Origin of the sequence: Anabaena sp. 90 (assembly GCF_000312705.1) — a bacterium.
GTDB classification, from domain to species: Bacteria; Cyanobacteriota; Cyanobacteriia; order Cyanobacteriales; family Nostocaceae; genus Dolichospermum; species Dolichospermum lemmermannii.
In genome coordinates, this window is sequence record NC_019439.1 from 451,777 (window position 1) to 478,761 (window position 26,985).

The 26,985-nt window shown below is 39.4% G+C and carries 26 protein-coding genes and 2 pseudogenes; 10 read left to right on the forward strand and 18 right to left on the reverse strand.

What is annotated here, in order from left to right:
* Positions 1 to 143: 143 nt before the first annotated feature.
* Positions 144 to 2,612: a primosomal protein N' gene (priA, locus tag ANA_RS20880; RefSeq protein WP_015083408.1), complete on the forward strand. Its 2,469-nt coding sequence runs from the start codon at positions 144 to 146 to the stop codon at positions 2,610 to 2,612.
* A gap of 46 nt (positions 2,613 to 2,658) precedes the next feature.
* Here priA and ANA_RS28365 read toward each other — a convergent pair whose 3' ends face one another.
* Positions 2,659 to 2,784, reverse strand: a complete 126-nt coding sequence (locus ANA_RS28365; protein WP_256380214.1) for a hypothetical protein — start codon at positions 2,782 to 2,784, stop codon at positions 2,659 to 2,661.
* A 10-nt stretch (positions 2,785 to 2,794) separates the two neighbouring features.
* On the opposite strand from ANA_RS28365, the gene ANA_RS20885 reads away from it, so the two are divergent.
* A complete protein-coding gene (locus tag ANA_RS20885; protein ID WP_015083409.1) occupies positions 2,795 to 3,316 on the forward strand; it encodes a photosystem I assembly protein Ycf3 in 522 nt (173 codons plus the stop codon).
* Positions 3,317 to 3,332: 16 nt separating this feature from the next.
* On the opposite strand, the gene ANA_RS28370 is transcribed toward ANA_RS20885, so the two are convergent.
* The 3 genes from ANA_RS28370 to ANA_RS28375 all read right to left on the reverse strand — a co-directional run bounded on the left by ANA_RS28370 (position 3,333) and on the right by ANA_RS28375 (position 3,845).
* Positions 3,333 to 3,455 (reverse strand): hypothetical protein, encoded by a 123-nt coding sequence (locus tag ANA_RS28370; RefSeq protein ID WP_256380215.1) that lies wholly within the window; start codon positions 3,453 to 3,455, stop codon positions 3,333 to 3,335.
* A gap of 123 nt (positions 3,456 to 3,578) precedes the next feature.
* Entirely contained in the window at positions 3,579 to 3,722 is a 144-nt protein-coding gene (locus ANA_RS27930) for a hypothetical protein (RefSeq protein ID WP_235082075.1), read from the reverse strand.
* Entirely contained in the window at positions 3,723 to 3,845 is a 123-nt protein-coding gene (locus tag ANA_RS28375; RefSeq protein WP_256380216.1) for a hypothetical protein, read from the reverse strand. It lies immediately after the preceding gene.
* A 17-nt stretch (positions 3,846 to 3,862) separates the two neighbouring features.
* On the opposite strand from ANA_RS28375, the gene gatC reads away from it, so the two are divergent.
* The gene (gene gatC / locus ANA_RS20890; RefSeq protein ID WP_015083410.1) at positions 3,863 to 4,153 is read left to right on the forward strand and encodes an Asp-tRNA(Asn)/Glu-tRNA(Gln) amidotransferase subunit GatC; all 291 of its coding nucleotides are present in this window, start codon (positions 3,863 to 3,865) and stop codon (positions 4,151 to 4,153) included.
* Between the two features lie 556 nt (positions 4,154 to 4,709).
* On the opposite strand, the gene dnaK is transcribed toward gatC, so the two are convergent.
* Together dnaK and ANA_RS20900 are read right to left on the reverse strand one after the other, a co-directional pair.
* A complete protein-coding gene (gene dnaK / locus ANA_RS20895; protein WP_015083411.1) occupies positions 4,710 to 6,617 on the reverse strand; it encodes a molecular chaperone DnaK in 1,908 nt (635 codons plus the stop codon).
* 656 nt (positions 6,618 to 7,273) lie between these two features.
* Positions 7,274 to 8,137: a phosphodiester glycosidase family protein gene (locus ANA_RS20900; protein ID WP_015083412.1), complete on the reverse strand. Its 864-nt coding sequence runs from the start codon at positions 8,135 to 8,137 to the stop codon at positions 7,274 to 7,276.
* Positions 8,138 to 8,319: 182 nt separating this feature from the next.
* Between ANA_RS20900 and ANA_RS20905 the strand changes: the two genes are divergently transcribed.
* From ANA_RS20905 to ANA_RS20915, 3 genes are all read left to right on the forward strand, one after another.
* Positions 8,320 to 8,904 carry an rRNA large subunit pseudouridine synthase E gene (locus tag ANA_RS20905; protein WP_015083413.1) on the forward strand — a complete coding sequence of 195 codons (585 nt, stop codon included), beginning with the start codon at positions 8,320 to 8,322 and terminating at the stop codon, positions 8,902 to 8,904.
* 155 nt (positions 8,905 to 9,059) lie between these two features.
* Positions 9,060 to 10,967 carry a serine/threonine phosphatase gene (locus ANA_RS20910; RefSeq protein ID WP_015083414.1) on the forward strand — a complete coding sequence of 636 codons (1,908 nt, stop codon included), beginning with the start codon at positions 9,060 to 9,062 and terminating at the stop codon, positions 10,965 to 10,967.
* Between the two features lie 35 nt (positions 10,968 to 11,002).
* On the forward strand, positions 11,003 to 12,259 hold the full coding sequence (locus ANA_RS20915) for a protein kinase domain-containing protein (protein WP_015083415.1): 1,257 nt from the start codon (positions 11,003 to 11,005) through the stop codon (positions 12,257 to 12,259).
* Here ANA_RS20915 and ANA_RS20920 read toward each other — a convergent pair.
* The 4 genes and pseudogenes from ANA_RS20920 to ANA_RS20935 form a co-directional block, all read right to left on the reverse strand.
* Positions 12,245 to 12,526 carry a Uma2 family endonuclease gene (locus ANA_RS20920; RefSeq protein ID WP_371260418.1) on the reverse strand — a complete coding sequence of 94 codons (282 nt, stop codon included), beginning with the start codon at positions 12,524 to 12,526 and terminating at the stop codon, positions 12,245 to 12,247. The genes ANA_RS20915 and ANA_RS20920 overlap by 15 nt on opposite strands.
* Before the next feature lie 311 nt (positions 12,527 to 12,837).
* Entirely contained in the window at positions 12,838 to 13,242 is a 405-nt protein-coding gene (locus ANA_RS20925; RefSeq protein ID WP_323294673.1) for a Uma2 family endonuclease, read from the reverse strand.
* Positions 13,220 to 14,498 (reverse strand): annotated as a pseudogene (gene iscB / locus ANA_RS20930) (RNA-guided endonuclease IscB). The gene ANA_RS20925 and the pseudogene iscB overlap by 23 nt, the downstream one beginning before the upstream one ends.
* A 499-nt stretch (positions 14,499 to 14,997) precedes the next feature.
* Positions 14,998 to 15,216 (reverse strand): DUF4327 family protein, encoded by a 219-nt coding sequence (locus ANA_RS20935; RefSeq protein ID WP_015083416.1) that lies wholly within the window; start codon positions 15,214 to 15,216, stop codon positions 14,998 to 15,000.
* A 694-nt stretch (positions 15,217 to 15,910) separates the two neighbouring features.
* On the opposite strand from ANA_RS20935, the gene ANA_RS20940 reads away from it, so the two are divergent.
* Both ANA_RS20940 and ANA_RS20945 read left to right on the forward strand, forming a co-directional pair.
* Positions 15,911 to 16,141: a type II toxin-antitoxin system MazE family antitoxin gene (locus tag ANA_RS20940; protein WP_015083417.1), complete on the forward strand. Its 231-nt coding sequence runs from the start codon at positions 15,911 to 15,913 to the stop codon at positions 16,139 to 16,141.
* Positions 16,128 to 16,472: a type II toxin-antitoxin system PemK/MazF family toxin gene (locus tag ANA_RS20945; protein WP_041458587.1), complete on the forward strand. Its 345-nt coding sequence runs from the start codon at positions 16,128 to 16,130 to the stop codon at positions 16,470 to 16,472. The genes ANA_RS20940 and ANA_RS20945 overlap by 14 nt, the downstream gene beginning before the upstream one ends.
* A gap of 178 nt (positions 16,473 to 16,650) precedes the next feature.
* Here ANA_RS20945 and ANA_RS20950 read toward each other — a convergent pair.
* The 8 genes and pseudogenes from ANA_RS20950 to ANA_RS20985 all read right to left on the reverse strand — a co-directional run bounded on the left by ANA_RS20950 (position 16,651) and on the right by ANA_RS20985 (position 23,820).
* Positions 16,651 to 18,255, reverse strand: a pseudogene (locus ANA_RS20950) (IS1634 family transposase).
* A 161-nt stretch (positions 18,256 to 18,416) separates the two neighbouring features.
* Complete coding sequence (locus ANA_RS20955; RefSeq protein ID WP_051155202.1) at positions 18,417 to 18,809, reverse strand: helix-turn-helix domain-containing protein; 393 nt, start codon at positions 18,807 to 18,809, stop codon at positions 18,417 to 18,419.
* An 80-nt stretch (positions 18,810 to 18,889) separates the two neighbouring features.
* The gene (locus ANA_RS20960; RefSeq protein WP_015083418.1) at positions 18,890 to 20,857 is read right to left on the reverse strand and encodes a cation-translocating P-type ATPase; all 1,968 of its coding nucleotides are present in this window, start codon (positions 20,855 to 20,857) and stop codon (positions 18,890 to 18,892) included.
* A 123-nt stretch (positions 20,858 to 20,980) separates the two neighbouring features.
* On the reverse strand, positions 20,981 to 21,430 hold the full coding sequence (locus ANA_RS28620; protein WP_015083419.1) for a CsbD family protein: 450 nt from the start codon (positions 21,428 to 21,430) through the stop codon (positions 20,981 to 20,983).
* A gap of 45 nt (positions 21,431 to 21,475) precedes the next feature.
* Positions 21,476 to 21,946 (reverse strand): BON domain-containing protein, encoded by a 471-nt coding sequence (locus ANA_RS20970; RefSeq protein ID WP_015083420.1) that lies wholly within the window; start codon positions 21,944 to 21,946, stop codon positions 21,476 to 21,478.
* 14 nt (positions 21,947 to 21,960) lie between these two features.
* On the reverse strand, positions 21,961 to 22,590 hold the full coding sequence (locus tag ANA_RS20975) for a general stress protein (protein WP_015083421.1): 630 nt from the start codon (positions 22,588 to 22,590) through the stop codon (positions 21,961 to 21,963).
* Positions 22,591 to 22,691: 101 nt separating this feature from the next.
* Positions 22,692 to 22,874 (reverse strand): CsbD family protein, encoded by a 183-nt coding sequence (locus tag ANA_RS20980; RefSeq protein WP_015083422.1) that lies wholly within the window; start codon positions 22,872 to 22,874, stop codon positions 22,692 to 22,694.
* Positions 22,875 to 22,917: 43 nt separating this feature from the next.
* Complete coding sequence (locus tag ANA_RS20985; RefSeq protein ID WP_015083423.1) at positions 22,918 to 23,820, reverse strand: DUF2382 domain-containing protein; 903 nt, start codon at positions 23,818 to 23,820, stop codon at positions 22,918 to 22,920.
* A gap of 526 nt (positions 23,821 to 24,346) precedes the next feature.
* On the opposite strand from ANA_RS20985, the gene ANA_RS20990 reads away from it, so the two are divergent.
* Entirely contained in the window at positions 24,347 to 25,033 is a 687-nt protein-coding gene (locus tag ANA_RS20990; RefSeq protein ID WP_015083424.1) for a hypothetical protein, read from the forward strand.
* Between the two features lie 145 nt (positions 25,034 to 25,178).
* The gene (locus tag ANA_RS20995) at positions 25,179 to 26,930 is read left to right on the forward strand and encodes an ABC transporter ATP-binding protein (protein WP_015083425.1); all 1,752 of its coding nucleotides are present in this window, start codon (positions 25,179 to 25,181) and stop codon (positions 26,928 to 26,930) included.
* Positions 26,931 to 26,985: the final 55 nt, after the last annotated feature.

Consider the following 26,985-nt stretch of genomic DNA (forward strand, 5'->3'; position numbering starts at 1 on the left):
TGTCTAGTAGATTACATAAATTAGAGATTATCAAGGATTATGGGTAATTGAAGTATTGTAAAATACTATTTACACAAAGTAAAACCAAAGGATAGAATTAACGAAGTCTGTGAATACAATATTTGTTTATAAATCGAAAATTTATGTATAGTATTGGTGCAAAATCATCTGTTATCGCTGTAGCTGAACCAGGAGGATCATATCAATCTCCAGCAAAATTACCTGAATGGGTGGAAGTGCTTGTAGACTGTCCAGGATGTTCAGATTTATTTACCTATAAAATCCCAGCACAGTTAGCAATCAAACCAGGAGATATTTTAAGCGTTCCCTTTGGTGCGACACAGGTAGGGGCGATCGCTATTCGCTTATTAACTCAACCGAATCTAGATATTCCCTTAGAAAAAATTCGAGAAGTAGAAGATGTAGTTAGTGAAGGGTTTTTCCCTGCTGGTTATTGGACATTACTCAACCGTGTTGCAGCCTATTACTATACACCTCTAATTTTAGTAATTCGCGTCGCTTTACCACCAGGCTTATTAGGAAGATCACAACGTCGTTTACGCTTGACTTCTCTGGGTAAAAAAAATCTGGCTATTTATATTAGTCCTATAGCCCAGCAAGTAATTACACTTTTAGAAAAAACCCCAACAGCAGACTATAGTTATCACTACATCCAACAAAAAGTTAAAGCCGCATATCGCGGAATTCGGGAATTAATCCGCTTAGGTTTAGCCGAAAATTATTTAGAACCGCCACAACTTACCAAACCTAAATTACAAAAAGCTGTCACACTTCTAGATAATAATCATGACGATTTAACAGCCCGTCAAAAAGAAATTGTGGAAGTTTTGCGACGACGAGGGGGAGAAATATGGCAAAGTGAATTATTACAACTTTGCAGTACCAGCACTTCCACCCTAAAAGCCTTAGTAGATAAAGGCTATATAGTCATTGAGGACAGGGAAATATTACGCAGAGAACAAGGACCCACAGTAGCCGCAGATTGGGCAAAATCCTTAACACCAGCCCAAAATAACGCCTTAGAAACGATTAATTCCTTAACCGGATTTGCTCAAATATTGCTACATGGGGTGACAGGTTCAGGAAAAACAGAAGTATACTTACAAGCCATAGCACCATTACTTGAACAAGGAAAATCGGCCCTTGTTTTAGTTCCCGAAATCGGCCTCACACCTCAACTTACAGATAGATTTCGCGCCCGATTTGGTCACAAAGTCCACGTTTATCACAGCGCCCTTTCTGACGGTGAACGTTACGACACCTGGCGACAAATGCTCACAGGAGAGCCGCAAATCATCATCGGGACTCGCAGCGCCATTTTCGCTCCTTTACCCAATCTAGGCTTAATTATCCTGGACGAAGAACACGATAGCAGCTTTAAACAAGATTCTCCTATTCCCACTTACCACGCCCGCACCATCGCTCAATGGCGAGCCGAATTAGAACATTGTCCCCTAATTTTAGGTTCTGCGACTCCCTCTTTAGAAAGTTGGGTAAGTGGAAATCAACTATATTTATCATTACCAGAACGCATTAACTCGCGCCCATTACCACCTGTGGAAATCGTGGATATGCGTCAAGAGTTAAAAGAGGGAAATCGGTCTATTTTTAGTAGAAAGCTGCAAAATGCGCTGCAACAATTAGCAGAAAGACAACAACAGGGAATATTATTTATTCATCGGCGCGGACATAGTACCTTTGTTTCTTGTCGCAGTTGTGGTTATGTGTTGGAATGTCCCCATTGTGATGTATCCCTGGCTTATCATCATGTGGAAGAGGGAGCGCCGGAATTATTGCGCTGTCATTATTGTAATTATGGGCGTTTACATCCTCCCCATTGTCCCGAATGTAGTTCCCCTTATTTAAAGTTTTTTGGCAGCGGTACTCAACGGGTAGCGCAGGAATTAACTAAGCAATTTCCCAATTTGAAAATAATTCGCTTTGATAGTGATACCACCACCACTAAAGGTTCACACCGGAAACTTCTTACCCAGTTTGCTAATGGTGAAGCCCATTTATTAGTAGGGACACAAATGCTGACAAAAGGGTTAGATTTACCCCAAGTTACCCTTGTGGGTGTAGTCGCTGCGGATGGATTATTGCACTTATCTGATTATCGCGCCAATGAACGCACATTTCAAACTTTGACCCAAGTTGCGGGAAGGGCAGGAAGAGGGGATGATCCAGGGAGGGTAATTGTCCAAACCTATACTCCAGAACATCCGATTATTGAAGCAGTGCAAAAACATGATTATCAATCTTTTGCTGATGCAGAGTTAGCACAAAGACAAACTCTGAATTATCCTCCCTATGGGAGATTAATTTTATTGCGATTAAGTAGTTTAGATCCCATTCAAGTCCAAAACACAGCCCAAATCATTGCTACATTTTTGAACAATAAAGAAGGATTTGAGATATTGGGACCTGCACCAGCTAGTATTTTACGAGTAGCTAACCGTTATCGTTGGCAAATATTACTCAAGTTTGATCCTGACGCTTTACCAAATTTACCAGATTGGCCAGAAGTGCGATCGCTTTCTCCTGCTTCTGTCAGTTTAACAATTGATGTAGATCCGATTAATATTATGTAGTCGAATGATTTAAAACGAATCATAAAATCCATTAATTCATCTGCGTTTATCTGCGTTTATCTGCGGTAAATAATTCTTGAGATACTACTTCATGCAGCTTCATATTAATTTGCAATAACTCAAACCCCCAAAAATTAGTTAAATTAGCGGTATGCTGCAATGAAGAAACCATAGAGACAAATATGCCAAGAACACAGAAAAACGATAACTTTGTTGACAAGTCCTTTACCGTAATGGCAGATATCATCCTCAAGATATTGCCAACCAACCGAAAAGCTAAAGAAGCCTTTGTTTATTACCGAGATGGGATGTCCGCACAGGCAGAAGGCGAATACGCTGAAGCTCTAGACTACTATAAAGAAGCCTTAGAAATGGAAGAAGACTCCAATGATCGGAGTTATATTCTCTATAATACAGGGTTGATTTATGCCAGTAACGGCGATCATGATAAGGCTTTAGAGTATTATCATCAGGCTATTGAGTTAAATCCACAATTACCCCAAGCCTTAAATAATATTGCGGTGATTTATCATTTTCAAGGAGAAAGGGCTAAGGAAGCCGGAGATCATGACGGTGGAGAGGCATTATTTGATCAAGCGGCAGATTATTGGATTAGAGCAATTCGCATGGCTCCCAATAACTATATTGAAGCTCAAAACTGGATCAAAACCACCGGGCGATCGCAAATTGACATATTCTTTTAACTTAGTCATTAGTCGGTTATACAATTTTACATGACAACTGACAACTGACAACGGACAACTGTACGGGCGAAGCATTTGGAGAACTATTTTTGGCAATGACCGATAATTTATCTTCCAAATGCTTCGCCCCTACTGACAACTAACAACTAACAACTAACAACGGACAACTAACAACGGACAACTGTACGGGCGAAGCATTTGGAGAACTATTTTTGGCAATGACCGATAATTTATCTTCCAAATGCTTCGCCCCTACTGATAACTAACAACTAACAACTAACAACGGACAACTAACAACGGACAACTGTACGGGCGAAGCATTTGGAGAACTATTTTTGGCAATGACCGATAATTTATCTTCCAAATGCTTCGCCCCTACTGACAACGGACAACTAACAACGGACAACTAACAACGGACAACGGACAACTGTACGGGCGAAGCATTTGGAGAACTATTTTTGGCAATGACCGATAATTTATCTTCCAAATGCTTCGCCCCTACTGACAACGGACAACTAACAACGGACAACGGACAACGGACAAATTATGATTGATAGTGAACAAGTTCGTAAAGTTGCTAATCTCGCTCGTTTAGAATTAACAGCAGATGAAGAAGCACAATTTACTACTCAACTGGGTAGTATTCTGGATTATATAGAACAACTCAATCAACTGGATGTCACCAATGTAATACCGACAACCAGAGCTATTGATGTTAGCAATATTACCAGAGAAGATATTCTTCAACCCTGTCCTGACAGAGAAGCAATCCTCAGCAGTGCGCCTCAACAGGAAGGTGATTTTTTCCGAGTTCCCAAAATTCTTAATGCTGATTAGTTAGGAACTGACTGAAGATATAGGAAAGAATCTTTTCCTTTCTCTTCAATTTCTACTGCAATATCAACACAAAAGAGTAGAGACGCTCCGATGAACGTCTCTACATCCCCGTAGGGACAGGGGATTAGGGGATTAGGTTTTTGGGTATGAGTTTAATATAGCAGATGATTTTTTATTTGCCAAGTATTTGACAACTATTTTCCGCATACTAATGTCAAAAAACCGAGTTGTATTTTTTCGAGCCGGACCACTAGTAGTCTGTCAATCTAAAAATGACGGGTAAAGGCAAGCAGGGGGAGAAGAGGGGCAGGGGGAGTAGGGGAGGGAAAACGCTATTGTAATTCATCAAGCTAAATTGAGTTTAGAAGAGTGGAAAAATCCCTAAAAATGGAGATCAAGAGGGTTGACATTTGCTTTTAAATTTGTTATCATGAAATTGATAAGGAAGAACTGTCTCGCCATAAATAATTTAACTACCATAAGAAATACCCATCCAGTCATTGGGCTAGGTGGGTATTAATCAAATAAGGGCAGGAATTCCCCGCCCTTTGTGAAACTACTTGCTTTCAGTGAAATCAGCATCAATGACATCATCACCACTGCCAGAAGGAGGAGTAGAACCACCAGCATGAGGTTCAGCACCAGCAGCGCCAGCAGCATCACCAGCTTGTTGATAGATATTGCTACCAATAGCAAACAGAGCTTGTTGCAGTTCTGGCATTAACTTCTGGATTTGAGCATCATCTTCTTTCGCAACTGCTTCTTTTACTTCCTTGACCAAACCTTCAACCTTAGTCTTATCAGCAGCGGGGACTTTATCACCCAACTCTTCCAACTGCTTTTCAGCTTGATAAGCTAAAGAATCAGCTTGGTTTTTGCGTTCAATTTTTTCACGGCGTTCCTTATCAGAAGAAGCGTTTTGTTCAGCTTCTCTGACCATGCGTTCTACATCATTCTTATCCAGAGTAGAAGCACCAGTGATACTAATAGATTGTTCCTTACCAGTTCCCTTATCCTTAGCCGCAACGTTGAGAATACCGTTAGCGTCAATATCAAAAGTCACTTCAATTTGGGGAACACCACGGGGAGCAGGAGGAATACCATCCAAACGGAAAGTTCCTAAACTCTTATTATCATTGGCAAATTCTCTCTCACCTTGGAGAACGTGAATTTCCACATTACCTTGTCCGTCCACCGCAGTAGAGAACACTTCTGATTTTTTGGTAGGAATTGTAGTGTTGCGAGGAATAATCTTAGTCATTACCCCACCCAAGGTTTCTACACCCAAGGATAATGGTGTTACGTCTAACAACAAGATACCTGTAACATCACCAGCCAAAACACCCGCTTGAATAGCAGCACCAACAGCTACCACTTCATCAGGGTTAACAGTTTGGTTAGGTTCTTTACCTAACACCCGTTTAACCACATCTTGAACAGCGGGAATCCGGGTAGAACCACCAACGAGAACAACTTCGTCAATATTGGTCTTATTTAACTTCGCACCTTTGAGCGCATCTTCCACAGGAATGCGGCAACGGTCAATTAAATCAGAACAAAGTTCTTCAAACTTAGCGCGAGTTAAAGTTGTATCTAAATGCTTGGGACCCTCTTGGGTAGCGGTAATAAATGGCAGGTTAATTTCTGCCTGGCTAACGCTAGAAAGTTCAATTTTGGCTTTTTCAGCGGCTTCAGTCAGACGTTGTAAAGCTTGTTTGTCTTTACGCAGGTCAATCCCTTCGTCTTTTTTGAACTTTTCCGCTAAGAAATCAACGATTTTTTTATCAAAGTCGTCACCACCCAGGTGAGTATCCCCAGATGTTGATAATACTTCAAATACACCATCACCTACTTCCAGAACAGATACGTCGAAAGTACCACCACCCAAGTCAAATACGAGGATAGTTTCATTGCTCTTTTTATCAAAACCATAAGCTAAGGAAGCAGCGGTAGGTTCGTTGATAATGCGGAGAACGTCAATACCAGCGATTTTTCCCGCGTCTTTTGTGGCTTGACGTTGGGAGTCGTTGAAGTAAGCAGGAACGGTAATTACAGCTTGGGTAACGGTTTCACCCAGGTATTTACTAGCATCTTCCACTAATTTGCGAAGAACCTTCGCAGAAATTTCTTCAGGTGCAAATTGTTTACCAGCACCGGGAGAATCTACTTTAACGTTACCGCCGCTACTGAGAACTTTATAAGAAACTTCTGTAGCTTCATTGGTAATCTCTTCAAAACGACGACCGATAAAGCGTTTTACAGAATAAAAAGTATTTTCGGGGTTCATTACCGCTTGGCGTTTAGCGATTTGACCAACTAAATTGTCGCCATTTTTGGCAAACGCAACTACTGAGGGTGTTGTCCGAAAACCTTCTGCATTAGCGATAACGGTGGGTTTACCACCTTCCATTACTGCCACGCAGGAGTTTGTCGTACCTAAATCAATTCCAACTACCTTTGCCATTTTGGGTGTTTGCTCCGTATAAAATTACTAAATGAACTCAGAGAGAATATAAAATTGCATTAACTAAATGTCAATAACAAACCGATTCAAATTTCCCAACTCTGTACGCATAATGTATTGCTCCGAAGAGCCTCCCATTTCTGGGGTAATGTTAGCTGAATGCCTCCGGCACGCTTGCGCGAACGTCAATGTTTTAAGAGCTTGTTAGGCTTGCAACACTGTTTCAGTGACCTTGAAACTGTTTAATCACAAGCGACAGAGCAGGGAACTAGCTACGCATTCGCCCGGTGTCGTGACTCAAAAAACGTAGTCAGTGAAGACTTAGACTGGTCAGTACAGCTTGCTTGATTACTTTTGCAAGCTCAGTCCCTTTAGGGCTGGGTTACTGACATAAACTCAGTGGTATTCCATGAAGGGTGGTTTACCGAACCGTTAGGGGAACGGTGAATTTTATAAATTATGTCTAGTGGGTTCATGGATTTATGTGCTTTCACATTGACTAATGTATGGTAATTAATACTTTGAGGAATTGGGGTGAACCGTAACTTTATAGTCGTATTTGCCGTCAAACCCTGTCGGGAATTAAAAATTAAGAATTAAAAATTAAAAATGATACCCCTTACTCCGTAATAAGGGGCTTGGTAATTGTCAATTATTTACGAAGCAGGACGTTCCCCTTGTTGAAACTTCAGCCATGCCTGTTGCAAGTCCGTTGGGGCAGGATTGGTGACATCATAAATGACAATTACATTAGTCAAAGGTCTACCGGCAGGAACTATAATATTAGTCTTGTTGGCTAAGGCTCTAGATGCTCCACCATCTAAATTCATAGCTTGATAACAACCAATCGCTTTCATTGCCTCCGCCTCTTGTTGTAAAGTGAGGTTAATTTCAAAATTGGCTAAAATCAGTTTTGTGCCGTCCTGAGTAAAACCAATTGCTGTTCGGGCGCTATTACCTAAAACAGCAGGATCTTTAAAACCTTCAATCCTGGGGTTTAACCGGATTTCCCCTTGTCGCAATAATCTTGGTCCACAAGTTAGGGAAAACCAATGTTTATTCCATTCTGGTTTACCGTCTATTCTGGCTGTCACCATTTCTGGTTTATTACCGACTCCTAATCCCAAAGTAGTCCCAAAGTTTTCCCAACGACTGTATTTCACAAATTTTCCCCCGGCTACCATGTTACCCATAACCGTTTTTTGGGGATTTTTGGCAAAAAATGTGCCGTTAGCAACTACGGCAGCCTTATAACGCGCCACTAATTTACTAAATTCTTCATCACCACTGGTTTTTTGAATGGTATTCGCAAAAGCGGCGTTTTTGGCTAAACCCATGGTGATAAAGGTTTTTGGATCTGTGAGGTCAACTATGGTTTGATAAAAAGGAATACCATTAATTTGACTTTTGTTTACCTGTACAGTTTGGGCATAACTAGGTAATGTTAAGGTTAATCCTTGTGCTAAGGTTGCACCACCAAGGAATAAAAAGGATCTGCGGCTGATTTTGCTAATTGTCATAATTGAGTAGTCTGACAAAATTAAATTCATTTGTTGAGAGAGGGAACAGGGAGCAGGGAACAGGGAACAGGGAACAGGTAATTGGTAATTGGTAAGTGGTAAGTGGTGAAAACTATTCTTCTTTGTTCCTCCTAACTCCTGCCTCCTGACTCCTGACTCCTGACTCCTGACTCCTATATCTTATGAACAATCGGTATATTATTTTTCACAAGCCCTATGGGGTTTTGAGCCAATTTACCCAAGAAAGTCCCAAACATATCACTCTGAAAGAGTATATAGATGTTCCCGATGTTTATCCTGTAGGGCGTTTAGATTGGGATAGTGAAGGGTTGCTGTTGTTAACAAATGATGGACAGTTACAGCATCGTCTGGCACATCCGCGTTTTGGTCATCAACGTACCTATTGGGCGCAGGTGGAACGCATTCCTGATCTTGATGCAATTAATCAGCTACAAAGTGGGGTAGAAATTCAAGATTACCGGACTCGTCCTGCTCAAGTTAGGTTATTGTTAGAAGAACCATCCGTAGTCCAACGCATTCCACCGATTAGATTTCGCAAAAGTATTCCCACTGCTTGGCTAGAAATGACCCTAACTGAAGGTAAAAACCGCCAAGTCCGTCGCATGACGGCTGCTGTGGGTTTTCCGACCTTGCGGTTAATCAGAATAAGTATTGGTAATATTCAATTAGATGATTTATCACCAGGACAATGGCGAGAACTCACTTCCTTAGAAGTCACAAGATTAAATCATTCACCGGAAAGATAGATTAAGGGACTGTAATACCAGTATACAAAAGAGTGTTAACAATACCACTTAATTCTCAAGTTACATAATTTTAGTCATTTAATTCTGTCCCGTTGGAATGTTCGTGGCTAGAGAGACTGAAAGCACCTTAGCAGGAAAATCAAGGAACTCCCACTATGCTGATTTGCCCCCAGTGTAAATTTGAAAACCCTGATAGTAATAAGTTTTGTCAAAGCTGTGGTACATCCTTAGCTCATAAAATCTGCTCTGAATGCAGTGCCGATATAGCTTTAGATGCACAGTATTGTTATAAATGTGGTGCAGAATCTAGCACAGTTTGGTACGCGCTCATTACTCACGCAGTAGATCAGGTAGTTTCTGTTATGGCAAAAACTGCGGAATTAACCCAAAATTTAGAAAATATAGCGGACGAGAGTGGTGATTATAGTCCGTTTTCCAAATTTGTTTTAGATTCTTATTTAGATTCTCAGCAGCGTTATCGCTTATTAGAATCTCCACAAGTGATTGGGGATTATAGAGAAGTCAAGGTTCTAGATTGCCAACCTTACGAAATATCACTGATTGGGGCCATGCTTGAGCATGAAACTAAGATCGATACAATGACAATTCCGGATCTAGCGCCAGCTTATCTAGAATTGCAGATGAAGATCCACCCAGGAATACCCAAAATTCATGATGCTTGGCAGCAAGATGATCTGCAAATAGTCTTGTTGGCAGATAGATCCAATTATCCTATGTTGCTTGATGTTTGGCAAAAAGACACAACCAGCCCGGTGGAAATCTTACATTGGTTTGATCAGATGACTCAACTTTGGGAGTTACTCGAAGCTGTGAATTGTCGCCAAAGTTTGTTGGAGTTATCAAATTTGCGGTTAGATGAAGACCAAGCTTTGGTATTACAAAAGTTATATCCTGATAATGAGAAGCTCTTAACTATTAAAAGTTTGGGCCAGATGTGGCAAACTTTGTTTAGAGAATCCCAATGCACTCAATTTGGCTGTGTGGTAGAGATATTAGAGGATATAGAATCTGGGAATATTCAAACTCTGACACAATTGCGAACTGCTTGTAGCAGAGCTAGTTCCCTCCAGAACGCTCCGCGAACGCTATCGGAGTTAGAAAAAACAGCAGAAATATTTACTCAGGAAAAACTCAATGCTTCTTCAACTATTTTGCAACTAGGTGATGAAACGGAAACCAAGACTGATGATGCCCCAACTGTGGTGCTATCCATGCAGCTAAGTAGCTTGGAATATGCAGCATCTACTGATGTTGGTCGTCAACGCAATCACAATGAAGACTATTTTTGTGTTGATAGTCAGGTTCACAAGGTAGAATTACCAAGAAATAGCACGATTACAGCACAGGGTTTATATATTCTTTGTGATGGTATGGGTGGTCATGCTGGAGGTGAAGTAGCCAGTGAATTAGCGGTGAAGACTATCCGTAAATACTTCCAAGAAACCTGGGTAAATACAGAATTACCTCGGAGGGAATGTATCCGTCATGCGGTTTATTTAGCTAATCAAGCTATTTATGAGCTTAATCAAAAAGAAGCCCGTTCCGGTATTGGTCGCATGGGTACTACTTTGGTCATGCTGTTACTTCAGGATAATCAGGCCGCAATTGCTCATGTGGGAGATAGTCGTGTTTATTGCCTGACCCGCAAGCAAGGACTAGAACAAATAACTGTAGATCATGAAGTTGGTCAACGAGAAATTGCTAGGGGGATAGAACCGAGTGTCGCTTATGGACGTGCAGATGCTTACCAACTTACCCAAGCTCTGGGTCCACGCAATGAAGATTCTCTCCATCCTGATGTGACGTTCTTTGAGATCAATGAAGATATGCTTCTGGTATTGGTATCAGATGGTTTATCAGATAATGACTGTCTAGAAACTCATTGGCAAACTCATCTTCAACCCTTATTAAGTTCTGCTAGTAACTTAGAAACGGGTATTCAAAATTTAATTGAATTGGGCAATGAACATAACGGTCATGATAATATTACAGCTATACTGGTACGGGTGAAAGTCCGCCCATCTCAGCAAAGTTGCTTATAAAATTAGTTTTTTGATCTTAAATTTTAGGTTGTATTGTGATTACTCTGACCCTATTAGAAAAAAGCACACAAACACCGCTTAAACAGTGGTGCTTTGAGGGTTCTACCGTCGTTCGCATCGGTCGGGCGGTAGATAATCACGTTATTTTGGCTGAAAATTTAGTTTCTCGGTATCATTTAGAACTGAAATTAGTTACTAATGCCGGAGGAGATGATTGGGAATTAATTAGTCACGGGACTAATGGCACTTTCCTCAATGGCTCTTTGGTGACTAAATGTATCGTTCCTGATAATTCTTTACTGCTATTAGCTCAAGGTGGTCCTCTACTCAAGGTACAGATTCAGGAATTATCTTCTCTACTTATCCAACCTTCACCGTCAGGAGATGGGGAAATTAGTCAGAAGATAACCCCAGAATACTCCAGCACTGGTTGTACTCATGAGGGGAATCATCCCCAGAATGTCTTTTGTGTTCACTGTGGTCAACCAATTTTGGTACAAAAGACTATTCGTCATTATCAGGTATTACGCACTATTGGCAAGGGTGGCATGGGTACTACCTATTTAGCTTGGGATAGTGTTGGTGAAATTACTGGTGTACCACAATTACTGGTAATCAAACAGATGAATGCTGATATGGTGAAAATTCCCAAGGCTCAAGAGTTATTCATGCGAGAAGCTAGTATTCTCAAGCATCTTAATCATGCAGGAGTTCCCAAATATTATGACTTTTTTGTGGAAGATGGTAAAAAATACTTGGCTATGGAGTTAATTCATGGACAAGATTTAGACAAACGAATTCGCTTAACTGGGCCTGTAACTCCGAAACAGGCGATCGCTTGGATGGTACAAACTTGTGATATTCTAGATTATCTTCATCACCAACAAACACCACTAATTCACAGGGATATTAAGCCGGCTAATTTAATGGTGCGTGGTGGTAATAATAGTATTGTGGTGTTGGATTTTGGTGCTGTTAAGGAAATTGGCACAAAACCAGGGACCAGAATCGGTGCTGAAGGCTTTTGCGCTCCTGAACAGGAACGGGGACAACCTCTTACCCAATCTGATTTATATGCTATTGGTCCGACGTTAATTTTTTTATTAACCGGGGAAAATCCTTTAAAATTTTATCGGCAAAGGGGACGGAATTTTCGGTTTGAGGTTAAAGGTATTCCCACAATCACTGATCAATTAAGACAGGTAATTGAGTGTGTGACAGAACCTTTACCACGCGATCGCTATCATACTGCAAAAGATTTGGCTCAAGCATTAAGATCAGTCAGCAGTTAGCAAAATCTGGTGAGCGGTTAACTTCAATTCAGGAAAAATCCGGGAAATTATTGGCTCATTGTCTCTAAATTGGTTAATTTCATACTCATCACCAATTAGAGAACAAACTGATATGGTAGGTTGTTTTGGTTCACCAACGAATTTACCAGCACCAAAAGGTTGATAATCAACAATCCAGTATTCTTTAATTCCCATTTCTTCATAATCACCAAATAGAACGAAAGGCACGGAAGCCACTTGGCAATAGATGCGTGGAGGAAGTGCCAACGGCGTTCGCGGAGCGTGCCGGAGGCTCTATTTATTCGCGGTGACATGATAGAATTAATTAGCAAGTAGGAATAACCATCAGCGCAAAGAAGTGTTTTATTAAGGAGAAACCCCTGATTTATCTCGTCTCGGCATAGCTGTAGCCTGGGTAAACAAGCAATGGTAAATCATGGAGCGTTTAACATTAAAAATTGATGGACTCACAAAAGCAGCAAAAAAAAATCAAAAGTAAGCGCAATTGCAATACCTGTCGTACTGGTAGTTGCCTTGAGCGTCTAGGAGGATAATTGACTATCCTTTTTAAGCAGGTCTTAAAGAATCTGCGTGTCTTTAGACCGCAGAGTGTCAATATATTTTCTATAGTCATCAACTCGCCAATTGCTACTCACCACTTCGATGATTAATGGTACAGAATCACCTTGAGTTACCGTTGCTGTTTTTTCCCACAGGGCTTCATTGACTAGGTTTGTGGGATTTATCAACAAAACATCTAGACAATAGGCTGATTGCCTTGTTTGCGGTTTAACTAATGCCTGTTTGGGAATAAAATAGGGAAGATTTAAGCGGCGGCACTCTATAGCTAATTCTATAGTTAAAAATCCAGTTCTGCTTTCGTGTTTTCCTAATGGCGGATTCATCTCAATAATTTCCCCGTCTCTGCATTTAATCTCATAAAATTGTAGTTTTCCGTAGTCAAACGTAGCTATATCCGTCACTACAATGAACCTTAGTAATATCCTTCATTGTTGAAAATTCAACTCTAAAACCATTGATAACAATCTCACATCCGTTTTTTGTGGGAGTTTTAACACGACTTACATACTTTCCAGAAGTTATGTTTTTACGATCTTTGTGCAAAGTAGCCTTAACAAAATCTCCTGTAGAAACATGAGTGAATATTTTTTTAGGCTCAGTGCAAGGAAAACCAAATTTATTGATCCTACAGAATCTTCTGCAACTATGCCCCGTGCTTTTTACTGTTAAAATTTTTGTTGTCAGTATTTTGAGAGTTTCAACTTTTCCTACACAAGCAGCATCAATCCAATGAGTTTTAGGCAATCCTAAACGAGTTCTATTAAACTTAGTTAAACCTCCTGAACCTGTTGTTATAGGTAATCCAGTTTCTTTTAACTTATTAAATAAAGCCCATCTCGTTGAATTTACAGCAGACGCATCTTTTAGTGTCCGCTTGGCTTGGGATAAAATTTGCTTCAACAACTCAGGCTTTTTTGCTAAAAACTTCTCAATATCTTGAGTACCTTTTTTGATATTGCATTTTTCACAAGCTAGACACAAATTAGAAATTCTATTAGTTCCTCCTTTGGCTTTTGGTTTAATATGCTCAACTTGTAAAGGGACATTTTCAGCAGTACAGTATGCACATTTTCTATTCCATTTATTCAAAAGATATTCACGGACTTCATACCCTTGTAACTCTCCTTTGTTGATACTCAAAGCCTGATATCTCCGGGTTTTCTAACTGCTGTAGGTCAAACCTAGCAAGCTCTTGAACTATGTCAGTTATTGGGGCAAAATTACATAATCTTTTGACCCAAGTGTTAATAGTTAAAACTCTATGGCTTAAAGAAGGTGCTAACCAACCTTGAGGTTTAGTGCGGTTAAGAAATCTAGCTTGACGATAACGAGTATGTCTAGAACGTCTTCCTCGCCTTACTCCTTTTCGAGTTTCTAGGCTTTCTTTAATAGCTAAACCTCTGTGTTGTAATTCCATACCCCAGATGACTTTATTATTTTGAACTAACGCAAAACCTGTAGTTTTACTCCCTGGATCTATTTTTAATTCAATCGGTTGAGTTGGAACTTCAGATTTAGGTTCTTTCAAAATTATGGTAAATGGAAATCTTCTAAATACAGCAGCTTTTTGTTGATTTAATAAAAAACGTGCATCTCCTGGATGAATTGGAGTAAGTGGTTTTTTGTTGGTATCAAGAACTAGAACAAAATTAGACATTTAAATTTCACCTTTTCAGGGTAATGTTTGCTTCAACCTTGTTATCTGAGCTTGTTATGCTAAATACACTATCCTTGCGGATTGTTTAATAAGTAGCAACATGGCAGGGGACTAGCGAATCCCAAGGTGTTATGACCTAGATAACGTTTACCCATTCGACTACGCTCAGGGTGGTTTGGTTCACATAAACTACAGATTACTCCGTTTATTTATGCTCTCATGCAGTTCATAAAATCCGCCTTCTGGTTTCCATTTAATAAACTCTTCAAAGGTTACTAACTGGGTTTTAGGTAAGGTTTGAACCATAATTTACCTACCTTGATAAAAATGCTATGTTAAGATACTGAATCCCAGATCAATATTGTGCTAAATCTATAATAGAATCTCGGCGGAATTACACCTACCATAAAAACAAGGATTAAGCACCATCCTTGTTATAGGTAGAGGTAGGCGTATTTACATCAAGCTATGTTAGATATAGCCGATCTAATTTAGATGTTTAATCGTCGTCCCACTTTTCTACTGCTAATAAATCACCAATTGGATCTTGAGTGCTAAATCCAAAGTCTAGCAATTCTTGTTTCCAATGTTGCCATTCATCGCCATAGAGTAAGGCAATTTTCCAAATCCTATCATTGGGTTTGATAATATTGGATTCTACGAGTGATTGCACGTTGCGCTGCAATTTCACCATTGGGTGAATTACTTGCTGAATCATAAACTCGGTGTATTTCAGATTTTTGTGTGTAAATTCTTGATCAAAACAGCTTTCCGGTTGCAATTATTACCTGCGCGTAGAGCAATTATGGTTTGGCAAAGCTAGTTCCAACTTTTCCACTATACCATAACTAACAAGAGTAAGTTGCTTGGGAATTCGGTTTTGTCCGGTAATCACTACTACTAACCGCTATTTAGGCTGAAAAGTGGTGGCAATATCCAGTCTACAAGGTTTTTAGGCTTGCCATCGCCATGATAACGCAAGTAGAGAAAATTGACACGAATTTCTCAATTTTAATTGTGGGATGAATGTAAATAGGTAATTGTTTTCCCCGAATTGAAGGAGTTGCGCTGCTAGTCTAGCCTAATTAGGGAACGAATCTACCTTTAGACCTGCAACCCGTTTTTATTCACTGAAGGGGAAGAATGGATAGATAAGTTGGAATGGATTCCATTTTAAGATAAAAGCGATTCCTAGGTCACGCTAGTTCCCTCCGGGACGCAATGCGTTCGCTATCGCATCTCCTCAACCTCCCAAACAGCGAACTGACAAGTCAGCACTTACGCTATCGCATTCCTTCAACTTACCAGAATCCTTTTTTTTACGAACCACTCCAGACACGGAGAATACAGAGTATTTGCAAATTGTTAAAAAAGTGGTATGATTGATTAGTAAGATGAATAAGTCATACATAATGATGAAAGTCACAATTACTTTAGAAGAAGACATTCTCAGATTTATTGATCAACAAGCAAAAGGTAATCGTAGTGCCTATATCAATGCACTATTAGCAGAACAAAGACGCAAAATTTTAGAAGCAGAAATAATTGCTGCACTCCAAGAAGATGCAAAAGATTTAGAATATCAAAATGAGATTTCTGCTTGGGATAATGTAGCTGGAGATGGTATTAATGCCAGAGGGTAATTTAACTTATAAACGGGGTGAAATTCGCTGGGTAAATCTTGATCCAACGGTGGGAGCAGAAGCACAAAAAATCCGTGCTTGTTTGATAGTTCAAAATGATATTATGAATCAATATGGATTATTAACAATTGTGATGCCATTTCGACCAGGAAGTAAGCAAGCTCCCTATATTGTCAATATCAAAGCAACAGCAACTAATGGATTAGATAAAGATCGTTTTATTGATGTTGCTCAAATTCGTTCTGTTGATTATCGTCGGGTTTTAGGGTTGGTGGGGATTTTAGAACCCACATTCCGCACTTCAAAAAGTAGCACAAGTAAACTACATTGACGGTCAATTAAAATTTATGATTTTAACAATTAGGTATCAATGTAAAACAAAATTATGGATACACAAAGTAGAGCTTTTATCGGTGTTTAAAAGCTATTTCAACAACAATATTTAATTCAAGGTGTGGAATCAGTTCTCAAAAAGATAACCGATGAAATTGTAAAAATAAAGATAATAACTAAGATAATAAATAATATTTTTGGCAAGTAGTAGGTAGGAATTGTAAGATATGACAATGCGACTCCGTTAAATTAAGAATTCGTTGAAATCCTTGTGTCATCAAAATATGAATACCTTGGAAACATTGAAATATCCATCTTAATGTAGGAGATTCTGTGGGTCTATTCAGTTGATTTTTAACTGTGGCTTTTTGTGCCTTCAATGACATTCTTAATTGTCTTTGTCCTAAATTATAAACCAAAAGGCATAATGCCATTAACATCATCATTGTCTCTACTCTTTCGGGATTTTTCACAAACAGACTATCCGCGAAAAATAACGGGTCTTTGATAAATCTAAATCCTCTTTCTGTAGATTGTTGTTCTTTATATATTTTGAGGATTTCTTCTGACTCTAACTCAATCGTATCCAAAATATTGGTGGCTAAAATAAATCTGCCACAAGAGTTTTGCTGTTGTGTAATTAACTCTTGATTTTCTCTTAATTTACATTTCACTCTATAAACTGTTGTTTTCCCTTTATTGGTTTCAGTAATTTCCCAGTCTGATATTTGATGATATTTTAATTTGGTTGTTATTTCTTTGATTTTTAATTCTGTCAAAGATTTATCTGTAAATTCTTCCTGTTCTAATTTCGCTACTTGTTTGTTAACTTTCAAAAACTCTTCTTGGATTTTTTTGTCTAGTTTATTTAAGTCTGCTTTTTTCCTCTCTGCACTTTCTACTAATAACCATCTTTGCTCTATTCCTCCATAATATACTTTCTCTTCGAGATAGCTATAACCCTTTATTTTAGAGGCTTTTAGGTCATTATTTATGAAGGCTTTCACTAAATTTTTCGCTTTTTTAATGGATAATGGTACTCGAGTTATCCATTTCATGTTCGACATTAATTTTAAGTTACTTTCGCTATACAATGCACTGTCAGCCACCATGATACTTTCAAAATCTACTTGTTTAGAATATTCTACTAAGATGTGAGCGAATACTGCTTTATCTGATTCGTTTCCTGATGCTCCTCTGAAAAATAATGGTATATCTCCATCACTACTTACTATTAAATCTAATATACATTGTTTTAAGTCGGGGCGATGGTCACGAGAATATCCTTGTGTAATCATAATTGGATGTTCTCGATTTATTCCTAATTCTTTTTCTGGATTATTGAGGCAATTATCATATTTTCCATGTAAATGTAATGAGCTTGAGTCTAAATGGGAATATTTTGTGTCTATTCCATATTTCTTTACTACTTCTAAGGCAATGATTAAGAATAATTTAGTTCAGCCATATTTGTAAAGTTTATCCATGACTCTACCTATTTTATCGTCATTTAAATCTTCCGCTTTTATCCCTCCTCCTATTAAATGTTCTACGGCTTTGTCTTTAAAGAATTCTGGAAATAAATATAGTGGTCTTGATACAAAGCCTAGTCCATTGAGAATAATTGCTTTAACTACTTCTCAATAATTTACTTTCTATCTACTATCTATTGGGAATATCCCATTAATTTTTTCTACTATTCCTATCTCATCTATTATTCCTGCTATTATTCCTAAGTGATCTATGTTTTTACTCTCCATTTCTTCTTTTTGGTAATTCATATTATGAAGGCATTTTTTGGTAATTCAGTCTCATTCTCTCATTTTTTCCTGAATTTATTATCAATGCCTTATGAATTTCTCTTTAGTAGTCAAATGAAAATTAAGGTCTATATTTTTACTGTCTTAATTGCGTATTTATGTTTAACCAGCTATGCTGCTTATCATACTTGTATGTGTACTACAAATTGAAGTGCGGAATGTGGGGTCCAACGAGCATAACCAGCAGGCGATTCCCCACAACGCAAGGCAATTAGTTTTGCTTCCACCTCTCCATCAATAATCGTTTGACGAGGCGGCGTTTTACTGGGTTTGCGGTTTAATGCTGACTCTATGCCTTCTTTTACCAATCGCTCTCTAAGATTTGCAACTGTGTTTCGGTGGCAACTGAAGGCGGTCGCAGCTTCTTCATCCGTCCATCCTTGTCCATTGACATCAATGTTTAACAGAATATTGGCGTGCTTAATTTTGTAAGCTGCTGCTTTGCCTGTGGATACCAAATCTTGTAGGGTCTGCCGTTCTTCTTGACTTAACCGGACAATATAGGTCTTAAACATAATCAGTTATTAGAATATCTGCTGAGGTTTACTGTAAATAGCCTTTCTATTTTCCCTCAAACTCCTCAAACTCACAACTTTTAGCTTGACAGACCACTAGTAGCCATAAATACGTATTTTAAGGTATTGGCAAAAGTGGTTCTTCCCGCTTTGATTCCCCCCAATAACACATCCAAATCCTTCTGCATCAAGACAATATCCGCTGCCTCCTTAGCCACATCTACAGCCGTATCAACAGAAATACCCACATCCGCAGCGTAAAGCGCAGAAGCATCATTAATTCCATCCCCCATGTAGCCGACAACATTACCAGCTTTTTTCAAAGCTACAATAATTCGCTCCTTTTGATTTGGTTCTATTTCTGCAAAGATGTTGACCTGATTTACCTGATGTATCAAAGCTGCATCACTGAGTTTTTGGATTTGAGATCCTGTCAATAGCTTAGTTTGTATTAGTCCTACCTGCTGACTAATACTAGCAGCAACTGCGTGACTATCACCGGTGATCATTTTCAAAGTAACGCCCAAATTTGCTAGATCAATAATTGTATTTTTGATGTCAGATTTGGGCGGATCATATAAAGCCAAATAGCCCAAAAAAGTAAAATTAATTTCATCTTTAAGAGTGATATGATTAGTATTTATAGTTCGATAGGCAACGCCCAAAGTCCGAAAACCTTGACTACCTAAATCTTCATATTTTTGCTGGATTTGCTGCCGAATTGGTTCAATATCAATTATTTTATCTTCTGCCATTTCTACCGTATTACAGATATCTAAAATATTAGAAATTGCTCCTTTTGTAATCACCAGACAATCATGATCTTTACTCAATAAAATACTCAGACGTTTGCGGTTAAAATCATAGGGAATCTCATCCAACTTTTTATATTTAGAAATATCAAATGATTTATGATTACGAATTGCTTCATCAATAGGATTAACATAACCTGATTCATAAATAGCATTTAAATAGGCATAAAACAAGACTCTCTCACTTTCTTTACCATCTACATCCAAAGCCGAACGAATTCGCACCACACCATCAGTTAAAGTCCCTGTTTTATCGGCACATAAAACATTCATACTGCCAAAATTTTCTATTGCAGGTAATCGTTTGACAATCACCTGTTTTTTGACCATTAACTTGGCACAATGAGCTAAATTAATACTAATAATTGCCGGCAATAATTGGGGAGTAAGTCCTACAGCCAAAGCCAAGGAAAACATAAAAGAATCTAACACCGGACGATGGAGATAAATATTCGCGGTAAAAATTAGGATTACTAAAGTTAAAGTTACTTCCAAAAGAAAATAACCAAACTTGCGAATTCCATTCTCAAACTCAGTTTCTGGTGGTCTAAATTTCAATCGTTCCGATACCTTACCAAATTCCGTTGCTTTGCCCGTATTCACCACCACAGCCTTAGCAGTGCCACTTACTACATGAGTCCCCATAAATAGGCTATTTGTGCGTTGTCCTAGTCCAGTTTCCGCAGGTAAAATCGCTGTTTCTTTAGCCACTGGATAAGTTTCCCCAGTCAAAGTAGCTTCATCTACCGATAGGGTTTGTGACTCTAAAACCAAACAATCTCCAGGAATACTATTACCAGCCGACAATAAGACAATATCTCCCGGCATAACCTCATCTACTGGGACATCTTGGGGTTTACCATCTCGGAGGATACTCGCTTTGATTTCCACCAGTTCTAGGAGTTTCTGGACAGCATCAGCAGCACCCCGTTCTTGCCAAAAACCCAGAAATCCACTTGCGAAGACAATTACGAGAATAATGACTGCATCAATAGCATCTTGCAGAAAAATGGAAAGAATTGCTGCTACAATCAAAATCAGAATAATCGGACTATTAAACTGATTTAATAACAAAGTGAGAGTATGGGATTGCTGTTTTTGCTTGAGGCTATTTGCACCGGACTTACTCAGGCGTTGTTTAGCTTCTTCACTGCTTAAACCTTGTGGGGTTGATTGTACCTGCACAAATATCTGAACAGCAGATAAATTCCAAAAAGTGGATAATTGTGAATTCATCAATTAATGTTAGAAATAATTGTAGTTCTGGTTAAGCTACAGCCACCAAATCCCAAAAATGTTGGGTTTCCTTGCGTCAACCCAACCTACAAAAGCCCTCACAGATAACTTTTTCAGCAAACCCTACTTAAAAGTATTGCGAACCTCTTCTTTCATTTTATTTGCTGGGTTACGAGATTCACTTTTTATGTCATCAGTTTTTCCACTAGGTAGATAATTAGGGTTGACAATACTATTGTCTATGGCTTTTTCAGTTTTAGCTTCAATCTTTTTGGTTGCTCTTGAGTTGGGTTGCCACTTTGTATCTTTTATATCTTCGACTGCATTACGAACTTTACTTTCAGCTTGCTTGGCTTTACCCATGAATTGGTCTTTTTTATTTCCTGTGACATTACCGAAAGTTTCTTGAACTTTACCTTCAATATTTTTAGTTGTGGCTTCGACTCGATTCATAGTTGTGGCCATTTGAGTCTGAGCGAGACTAACCTCAGATGTAAAAGCTGTGAAAATTCCCAGAAATAGAACTAAACTAATGACGAGAAAAAACTTGCGAAATTGTGAAAATAGATTCATGGAATTTTCCTCATTTATAGGTTGTTAATTAATAAATGTCATCGGTTATAGTTTTGGACTTGGTACGGCTGGAACAATTTTGACTACAACTTTGACGCTTCTTACACCCTTGATTTCTTTAGCAAGAGAATTAATTTTATTTAGTTGTTCTTGATTCTGGACATTTCCAACTACAACAATTGCTCCATCTTTAGCAGCCACAGTTAATTGACTAGACGGAATATTAGCTTCCAACTTAGAACGAACCTCACTGGCAAGATCACTATTAGCGCGAGTTGCATTCCCTCCAGTGACATTATTGCGTTGTTCACGGGCGCGAATATCTGCGTTGAGTTGATCTCGACGAAGTTGGCTAGTTGCGTCTTTTTGATTGGCTAAAATGGTTTTATCTGTGGGAACTTCACCAGTTTTCTCAGCAGAATCGGGCGCACTGCTGCTAGTTTTGGCTTTATTGTCACAAGCAACTGTTCCCAGAAGTAAAATGCTACTGAGGACTAAAAGCGTAATTTTTCTCATATTTCCAATCCCTTTTACACACGCGAGACAACAGGATTAGCAGAACGGCCAATGGTTGGACTATTGTAAACTTCCCATTCCCGCATTCCCTTGTGCTTGAAAATTGTTTCTGCTCTCAGGATTTCCGCCTCTGTGCCATCTACAATTACTAGATAATCCCCATCAACTACATAATCATGGTAGATTTGCGCCCGATGTTCGGGAATTCCTAAACCTACTAAACTACCAATTAAACCACCAACTGCTGCTCCGATAGCTCCACCTGCTAGAGTTGTAGCGATCGCTGTAGCTACTGCTCCTGCTAACATAACTGGACCAATCCCCGGAATTGCTAGAGTTCCTAACCCAATTAGTAACCCTGTCAACCCCCCAACCGCTCCTCCTGCCTCGACTCCAGTTTTCGCACCTTCCTCTACACGAGTGGTTTCATGAGTGGTTTCATGGCCGATTTCACGGGCTTCTGTTGGTTCTTGAACTCGTGTTTCACCAATTTGGTATCGCTGATTTAGATCTTCATCATGTTTAGCAATCACAGATACCTGATTCATGTCAAATCCGTTATCTCGCAGTTCATTTAGAGCATCTTCTACTTCTTCGTGACTAGAAAATACTCCCACTGCTCGTTTATTATTAATCAAGGTCATTTTTTTATCCTTTCACAAGGGAAAAAGTGGCAGGCAACAAGGTAATTAAGAATTAGTTTGTAAGATCAAAAGTCTTATTTCCCTGCCCCTGCCTGGTTAATCTATTCGACAATTTCTCTGGCTTGATCCTTCACATCTTCAACCGCGTGGCGAACTTTGGCTTCTGCTTGTTTTGCCTTGCCTTCTGCTTGAGTTTTTGGATCTCCTGTTAAATCGCCTACGGCTTCTTGAACCTTACCTTCAATGTTTTTGGCGGTTGCCTTAGCTTTATCTTTCATACTCATAATCTGCTCCTAATGGAAAATTTACTAACGCGAAATCTGGGTTTTATCTTCTTTCCACATTCGGATGTTCTTGGGTGTTAACATCCAATTCCTCTCGACGCAGAGTTTCTTCTGCTTCAATGGTTTCGTGATCTACAACTTTATTAACTCTGACTTCTTCTCGTAAGAAAGCTTCTTTATGAATGTCCGCAGTTTCTTCATAAAGTTCTATTCGACTCACTTCTGTCGTCCCAAAGCTGTCGCTATCTAAAGCCACCGTTTCTCCCGCAGTTGTAGGAGTGACTCGTTCAATAACAATTCTTTCCTTATCTATGGGAACTGAAACCCGCGCTTTTTCTGTTTCTGTATGTTTCCCAACAATAACTTCTCCCGTTTTGGCGCGGACTTTGTTGGCAATTAATCGTTCTTGATATAGTTTGAAAGTTTGATGATCCTGATCATTCAAAGCATATAGAGCCGGATCTGCTTTATAGTCATAGGCAGCACTGCCGTTACCGGACTTTCTCGGTGGGACTATGGGAGGGGCTACCATAGTCCCTCCCGCAGGTCGAGAACTGGCTGTATCTACAGAACCGGAACTTTCTAAGAATGCTTCGGAACGATACACTCCTCTGACTTGTTCTTCATAGTTATAATCAATTTCTTTGTGTTCGTTAAATTCGGGTAAATTCTCTGCTTGTTGTTTGGTCATTCCCACTGTATAAATCCGTTCAGAGGTATGATCAATGCGCGAACGACCAACTGGCAATAAAACTTTTTTCCCAAAAATCCACAAACCTAAATCAACAACGAAATAGCGAAAATGTCCTTGGTCATCTACTAAAATATCGTTGACTGTGCCAATTTTTTCATCTGCGGTTGCATAGACACCCATACCTTTGATATCTTTGCCTTCAAAACTTTCTCGATAATTCGGATCAAATTCTTTAATTTTCAAAAGAGGCATACTATTTCCATCTCCACTTTTTACGGATGTGGAACAGGTTGATAATTTTGCTCCTGTTCCAGTTTCACCATCAGTTGATGTCATCAAATACCAATTATTCTCAACATTAGAACCTGGTACAATTGGGTTATTAGTTTTTCAGCTCTGTTAGTTCTAATATGTATACATTAGTTATTTTTATGATTAAGACCGTCCATCAAAGGGTTGATTATGCTTGTATGTCAATAGACAGAGATTCTCAACCAAGTAAATGTGCAGGAAAGTTCAGATCCCCGACTTCTTGGAGAAGTCGGGGATCTGGGTGGGTTTAAAAGTGTATAAATTCGTTTATAGCCAAATAATCTAAAAATTTCTCTTGGGGAAAATCGCAAATAATACACTCGGTGTCAAAAAATTGCATTAAAATCACTACGGCGGTAATCTTTGGGTGTGAGTTTGAGGTATTTTTAAGTCAGCTTGACGATAAAATTAATCCACTTCCTGCGGTCTTTAGGCTTACTGCGCTAAAAAATTAGAGAGTTAATTTATGTTTCAGTTGTTAAGCCGGGTTTTGCTATGGCTCTTAATTGGTGTTGTAGCCTTTTCTTTGTTTCAAAGATTCTATCCATCAGTAACTTTTGTCGGCAGATTTGTTTTAGGGTTAGTCATTGTTGTTTTAGCTTTAGCATTTCTCAATCCCAATGAACCAGCATTGGCTTCATTGTGGCGATTTATCTCCTTCCCGCTCAAGCCTTTGGGCGCTTCGGTTTTAATGTTGTTTCTAGCTGCTCAAAAAATCAAAGGCGGTGGCATTGATAAACCGGGCGGTTTTTTATTAGGATGGGCTTTGACGGTTTTGCTTTTGTCCAGCACGCCAGCGATCGCTTACTTCCTCGTTAGATCACCAGTTGCTACAGTTGAGGGGACGAACATAAATCACCAAACTTCCCCATCCGCCCTAGTCGCCTTTGGTTCAGCAAATCCTAATTTCACAATCTCAGATATTCAGCAAAATATCATCCCACCAATGGTAGAGATAAATTCTCCAACTATAGCCTTCAATAGTCTGACTGCGAATATCCCTTCCTATCTCCTCCAAAATCCTCAAGCAATCAGCACCCGCGGGTTACGGGTAGAAGACTTTGTTCCTAATGCAGAAACACTGCAACTTACTACCCAAGTATGGGAAAGTTATCTCAATCAGATTTATGTTTTCTTGCGTGGCCGGACGTAGAAGAAGCAGGGAGCAGGAGGCAGGAGGCAGGGGAGAAATTTCTTTCTTTTTTCTTCTTCTTTCTTTCTTCTTTCTTCTTTATTCCTCCTGACTCCTGACTCCTGACTCCTCCCACACAATACCAAAAAGTTAGATAATTGTTGGCATGGCCAAATCACACAGACTTGATAAAATCGCTGCTTATTTACGCCCCTATTGGCGCGAAACCGTTTTCGGTATTATTGCTTTATTAGTTGTCAATGGGCTGGGTGTATATATTCCTTTGTTAATCCGTTCAGGGGTAGATACTCTATCTAAGAGTTTTAGTTTTCGCCAAATCATCCATTATGTAGTCCTTATCGCCCTACTTAGTTCCGCTATGTGGATGATGCGAATGGCTTCTCGGATTTGGATATTTGGTGTGGGAAGACAGGTAGAATTTGACCTCAAACAGCGGATTTTTCAACACCTGCTGCAATTAGAACCTGCTTATTTTACAGTTAATACTCCAGGGGATTTAATTAGTCGCGCTACCAGTGATGTAGATAATATTCGACGGTTGGTAGGTTTTGCTGTATTAAGTTTGGCAAATACTTTTTTTGCCTATACTCTGACATTACCAGTGATGTTGTCTCTGAGTGTGGAACTGACATTGGCATCATTAGCAGTGTACCCGTTCATGTTTATGATGGTGCATTTTTTTAGCGATCGCTTGCGTAATGAACAAACCGCCGTCCAAGAACAACTTGCAGAAATCAGTGAACTGGTACGGGAAGATATGAGCGGTATGGCACTGATTAAAATTTACGCCCAAGAAGACAATGAGCGTCAAGCATTTAGTCAGAAAAATGAACAGCTATTAACCGCTAACCTCAAACTAGCTAAAACGCGCAACACCCTATTTCCGCTCATTGGTGGGTTAGCAAGTCTCAGTTCTTTGATTATTATTTGGTTAGGTACAGCCAGAATATCCTCTGGAACTCTTGCCATTGGTGACTTTCTGGCTTTGCTAATTTATGTAGAGCGATTAATTTTCCCTACCGCTTTATTAGGATTCACCATTACTGCTTACCAACGGGGTGAAGTCAGTATTGACCGTTTAGAAACTATTCTCAGTGTGACTCCCAAAATTCAAGACACACCAGATAGTATTCATCTGGAGGTTAACAAACTCAAAGGGGAACTGACAGCAGTAAACTTTAGTTACACCTACCCCGGCGTAAATACCCCAGTTCTAGAACATCTTAATTTTAGGATTGCTCCTGGGGAAGTAGTCGCTATTGTCGGTCCGGTTGGTTCAGGAAAATCAACCTTAGCGAATGCTTTCCCCAGATTATTGGATATTCAGCCAGGACAGTTGTTTTTAGATGGGTTGGATGTGACAAAACTAGCGGTGAGTGATTTACGCGGAGCGATCGCCTACGTACCACAAGATAGCTTTTTATTCAGTACCACCGTCAAAAATAATATCCGTTATGGTGATCCCGTCTCCGCCGCAGAAGACGTAGTTTACGCCGCCAAAATGGCGCAAATTGACGCAGAAATTCAGAATTTCCCCCAACAGTATGAAACCCTAGTGGGTGAGCGAGGAATTACCCTTTCTGGTGGACAAAGACAACGCACAGCTTTAGCAAGAGCAATGTTAATTGATGCCCCCATCTTGCTGTTGGATGATGCCCTATCCAGTGTAGACAATCAAACTGCTACACAAATCCTCACCAATCTGGCTACAGGGACAAAAAGAAAAACCGTAATTTTCATTACCCACCAACTTGCTGCTGCTGCCACATCTGACCGAATTTTGGTCATGGAACAGGGGAAAATCGTCCAGACTGGTCATCACTCAGAACTGGTAGAACAGCCTGGACTTTATCAAAATTTGTGGCATCAACACCAAGTAGAAGAACTATTACATTGAACCAAAATGGATTAATTTTTGTAATAATTAGCAGTAGTATTAATCACCAACCAGC

What these genes read in the sequence shown, in the direction of transcription:
- ANA_RS20990 (WP_015083424.1), top strand. Translation starts at nt 24,347, where the DNA reads ATGTTTCAGTTGTTAAGCCGGGTTTTGCTATGGCTCTTAATTGGTGTT.
- ANA_RS20910 (WP_015083414.1), top strand. Translation starts at nt 9,060, where the DNA reads ATGCTGATTTGCCCCCAGTGTAAATTTGAAAACCCTGATAGTAATAAG.
- ANA_RS20970 (WP_015083420.1), bottom strand. Translation starts at nt 21,946, where the DNA reads ATGAGAAAAATTACGCTTTTAGTCCTCAGTAGCATTTTACTTCTGGGA.
- dnaK (WP_015083411.1), bottom strand. Translation starts at nt 6,617, where the DNA reads ATGGCAAAGGTAGTTGGAATTGATTTAGGTACGACAAACTCCTGCGTG.
- ANA_RS20985 (WP_015083423.1), bottom strand. Translation starts at nt 23,820, where the DNA reads ATGCCTCTTTTGAAAATTAAAGAATTTGATCCGAATTATCGAGAAAGT.
- ANA_RS20995 (WP_015083425.1), top strand. Translation starts at nt 25,179, where the DNA reads ATGGCCAAATCACACAGACTTGATAAAATCGCTGCTTATTTACGCCCC.
- ANA_RS20885 (WP_015083409.1), top strand. Translation starts at nt 2,795, where the DNA reads ATGCCAAGAACACAGAAAAACGATAACTTTGTTGACAAGTCCTTTACC.
- ANA_RS20980 (WP_015083422.1), bottom strand. Translation starts at nt 22,874, where the DNA reads ATGAGTATGAAAGATAAAGCTAAGGCAACCGCCAAAAACATTGAAGGT.
- ANA_RS20935 (WP_015083416.1), bottom strand. Translation starts at nt 15,216, where the DNA reads ATGATTCAGCAAGTAATTCACCCAATGGTGAAATTGCAGCGCAACGTG.
- ANA_RS20945 (WP_041458587.1), top strand. Translation starts at nt 16,128, where the DNA reads ATGCCAGAGGGTAATTTAACTTATAAACGGGGTGAAATTCGCTGGGTA.
- ANA_RS28620 (WP_015083419.1), bottom strand. Translation starts at nt 21,430, where the DNA reads ATGAATCTATTTTCACAATTTCGCAAGTTTTTTCTCGTCATTAGTTTA.
- ANA_RS20955 (WP_051155202.1), bottom strand. Translation starts at nt 18,809, where the DNA reads ATGTTTAAGACCTATATTGTCCGGTTAAGTCAAGAAGAACGGCAGACC.
- ANA_RS20900 (WP_015083412.1), bottom strand. Translation starts at nt 8,137, where the DNA reads ATGACAATTAGCAAAATCAGCCGCAGATCCTTTTTATTCCTTGGTGGT.
- priA (WP_015083408.1), top strand. Translation starts at nt 144, where the DNA reads ATGTATAGTATTGGTGCAAAATCATCTGTTATCGCTGTAGCTGAACCA.
- ANA_RS20975 (WP_015083421.1), bottom strand. Translation starts at nt 22,590, where the DNA reads ATGACCTTGATTAATAATAAACGAGCAGTGGGAGTATTTTCTAGTCAC.
- ANA_RS20905 (WP_015083413.1), top strand. Translation starts at nt 8,320, where the DNA reads ATGAACAATCGGTATATTATTTTTCACAAGCCCTATGGGGTTTTGAGC.
- ANA_RS20940 (WP_015083417.1), top strand. Translation starts at nt 15,911, where the DNA reads ATGATGAAAGTCACAATTACTTTAGAAGAAGACATTCTCAGATTTATT.
- ANA_RS28365 (WP_256380214.1), bottom strand. Translation starts at nt 2,784, where the DNA reads ATGGTTTCTTCATTGCAGCATACCGCTAATTTAACTAATTTTTGGGGG.
- ANA_RS20960 (WP_015083418.1), bottom strand. Translation starts at nt 20,857, where the DNA reads ATGAATTCACAATTATCCACTTTTTGGAATTTATCTGCTGTTCAGATA.
- gatC (WP_015083410.1), top strand. Translation starts at nt 3,863, where the DNA reads ATGATTGATAGTGAACAAGTTCGTAAAGTTGCTAATCTCGCTCGTTTA.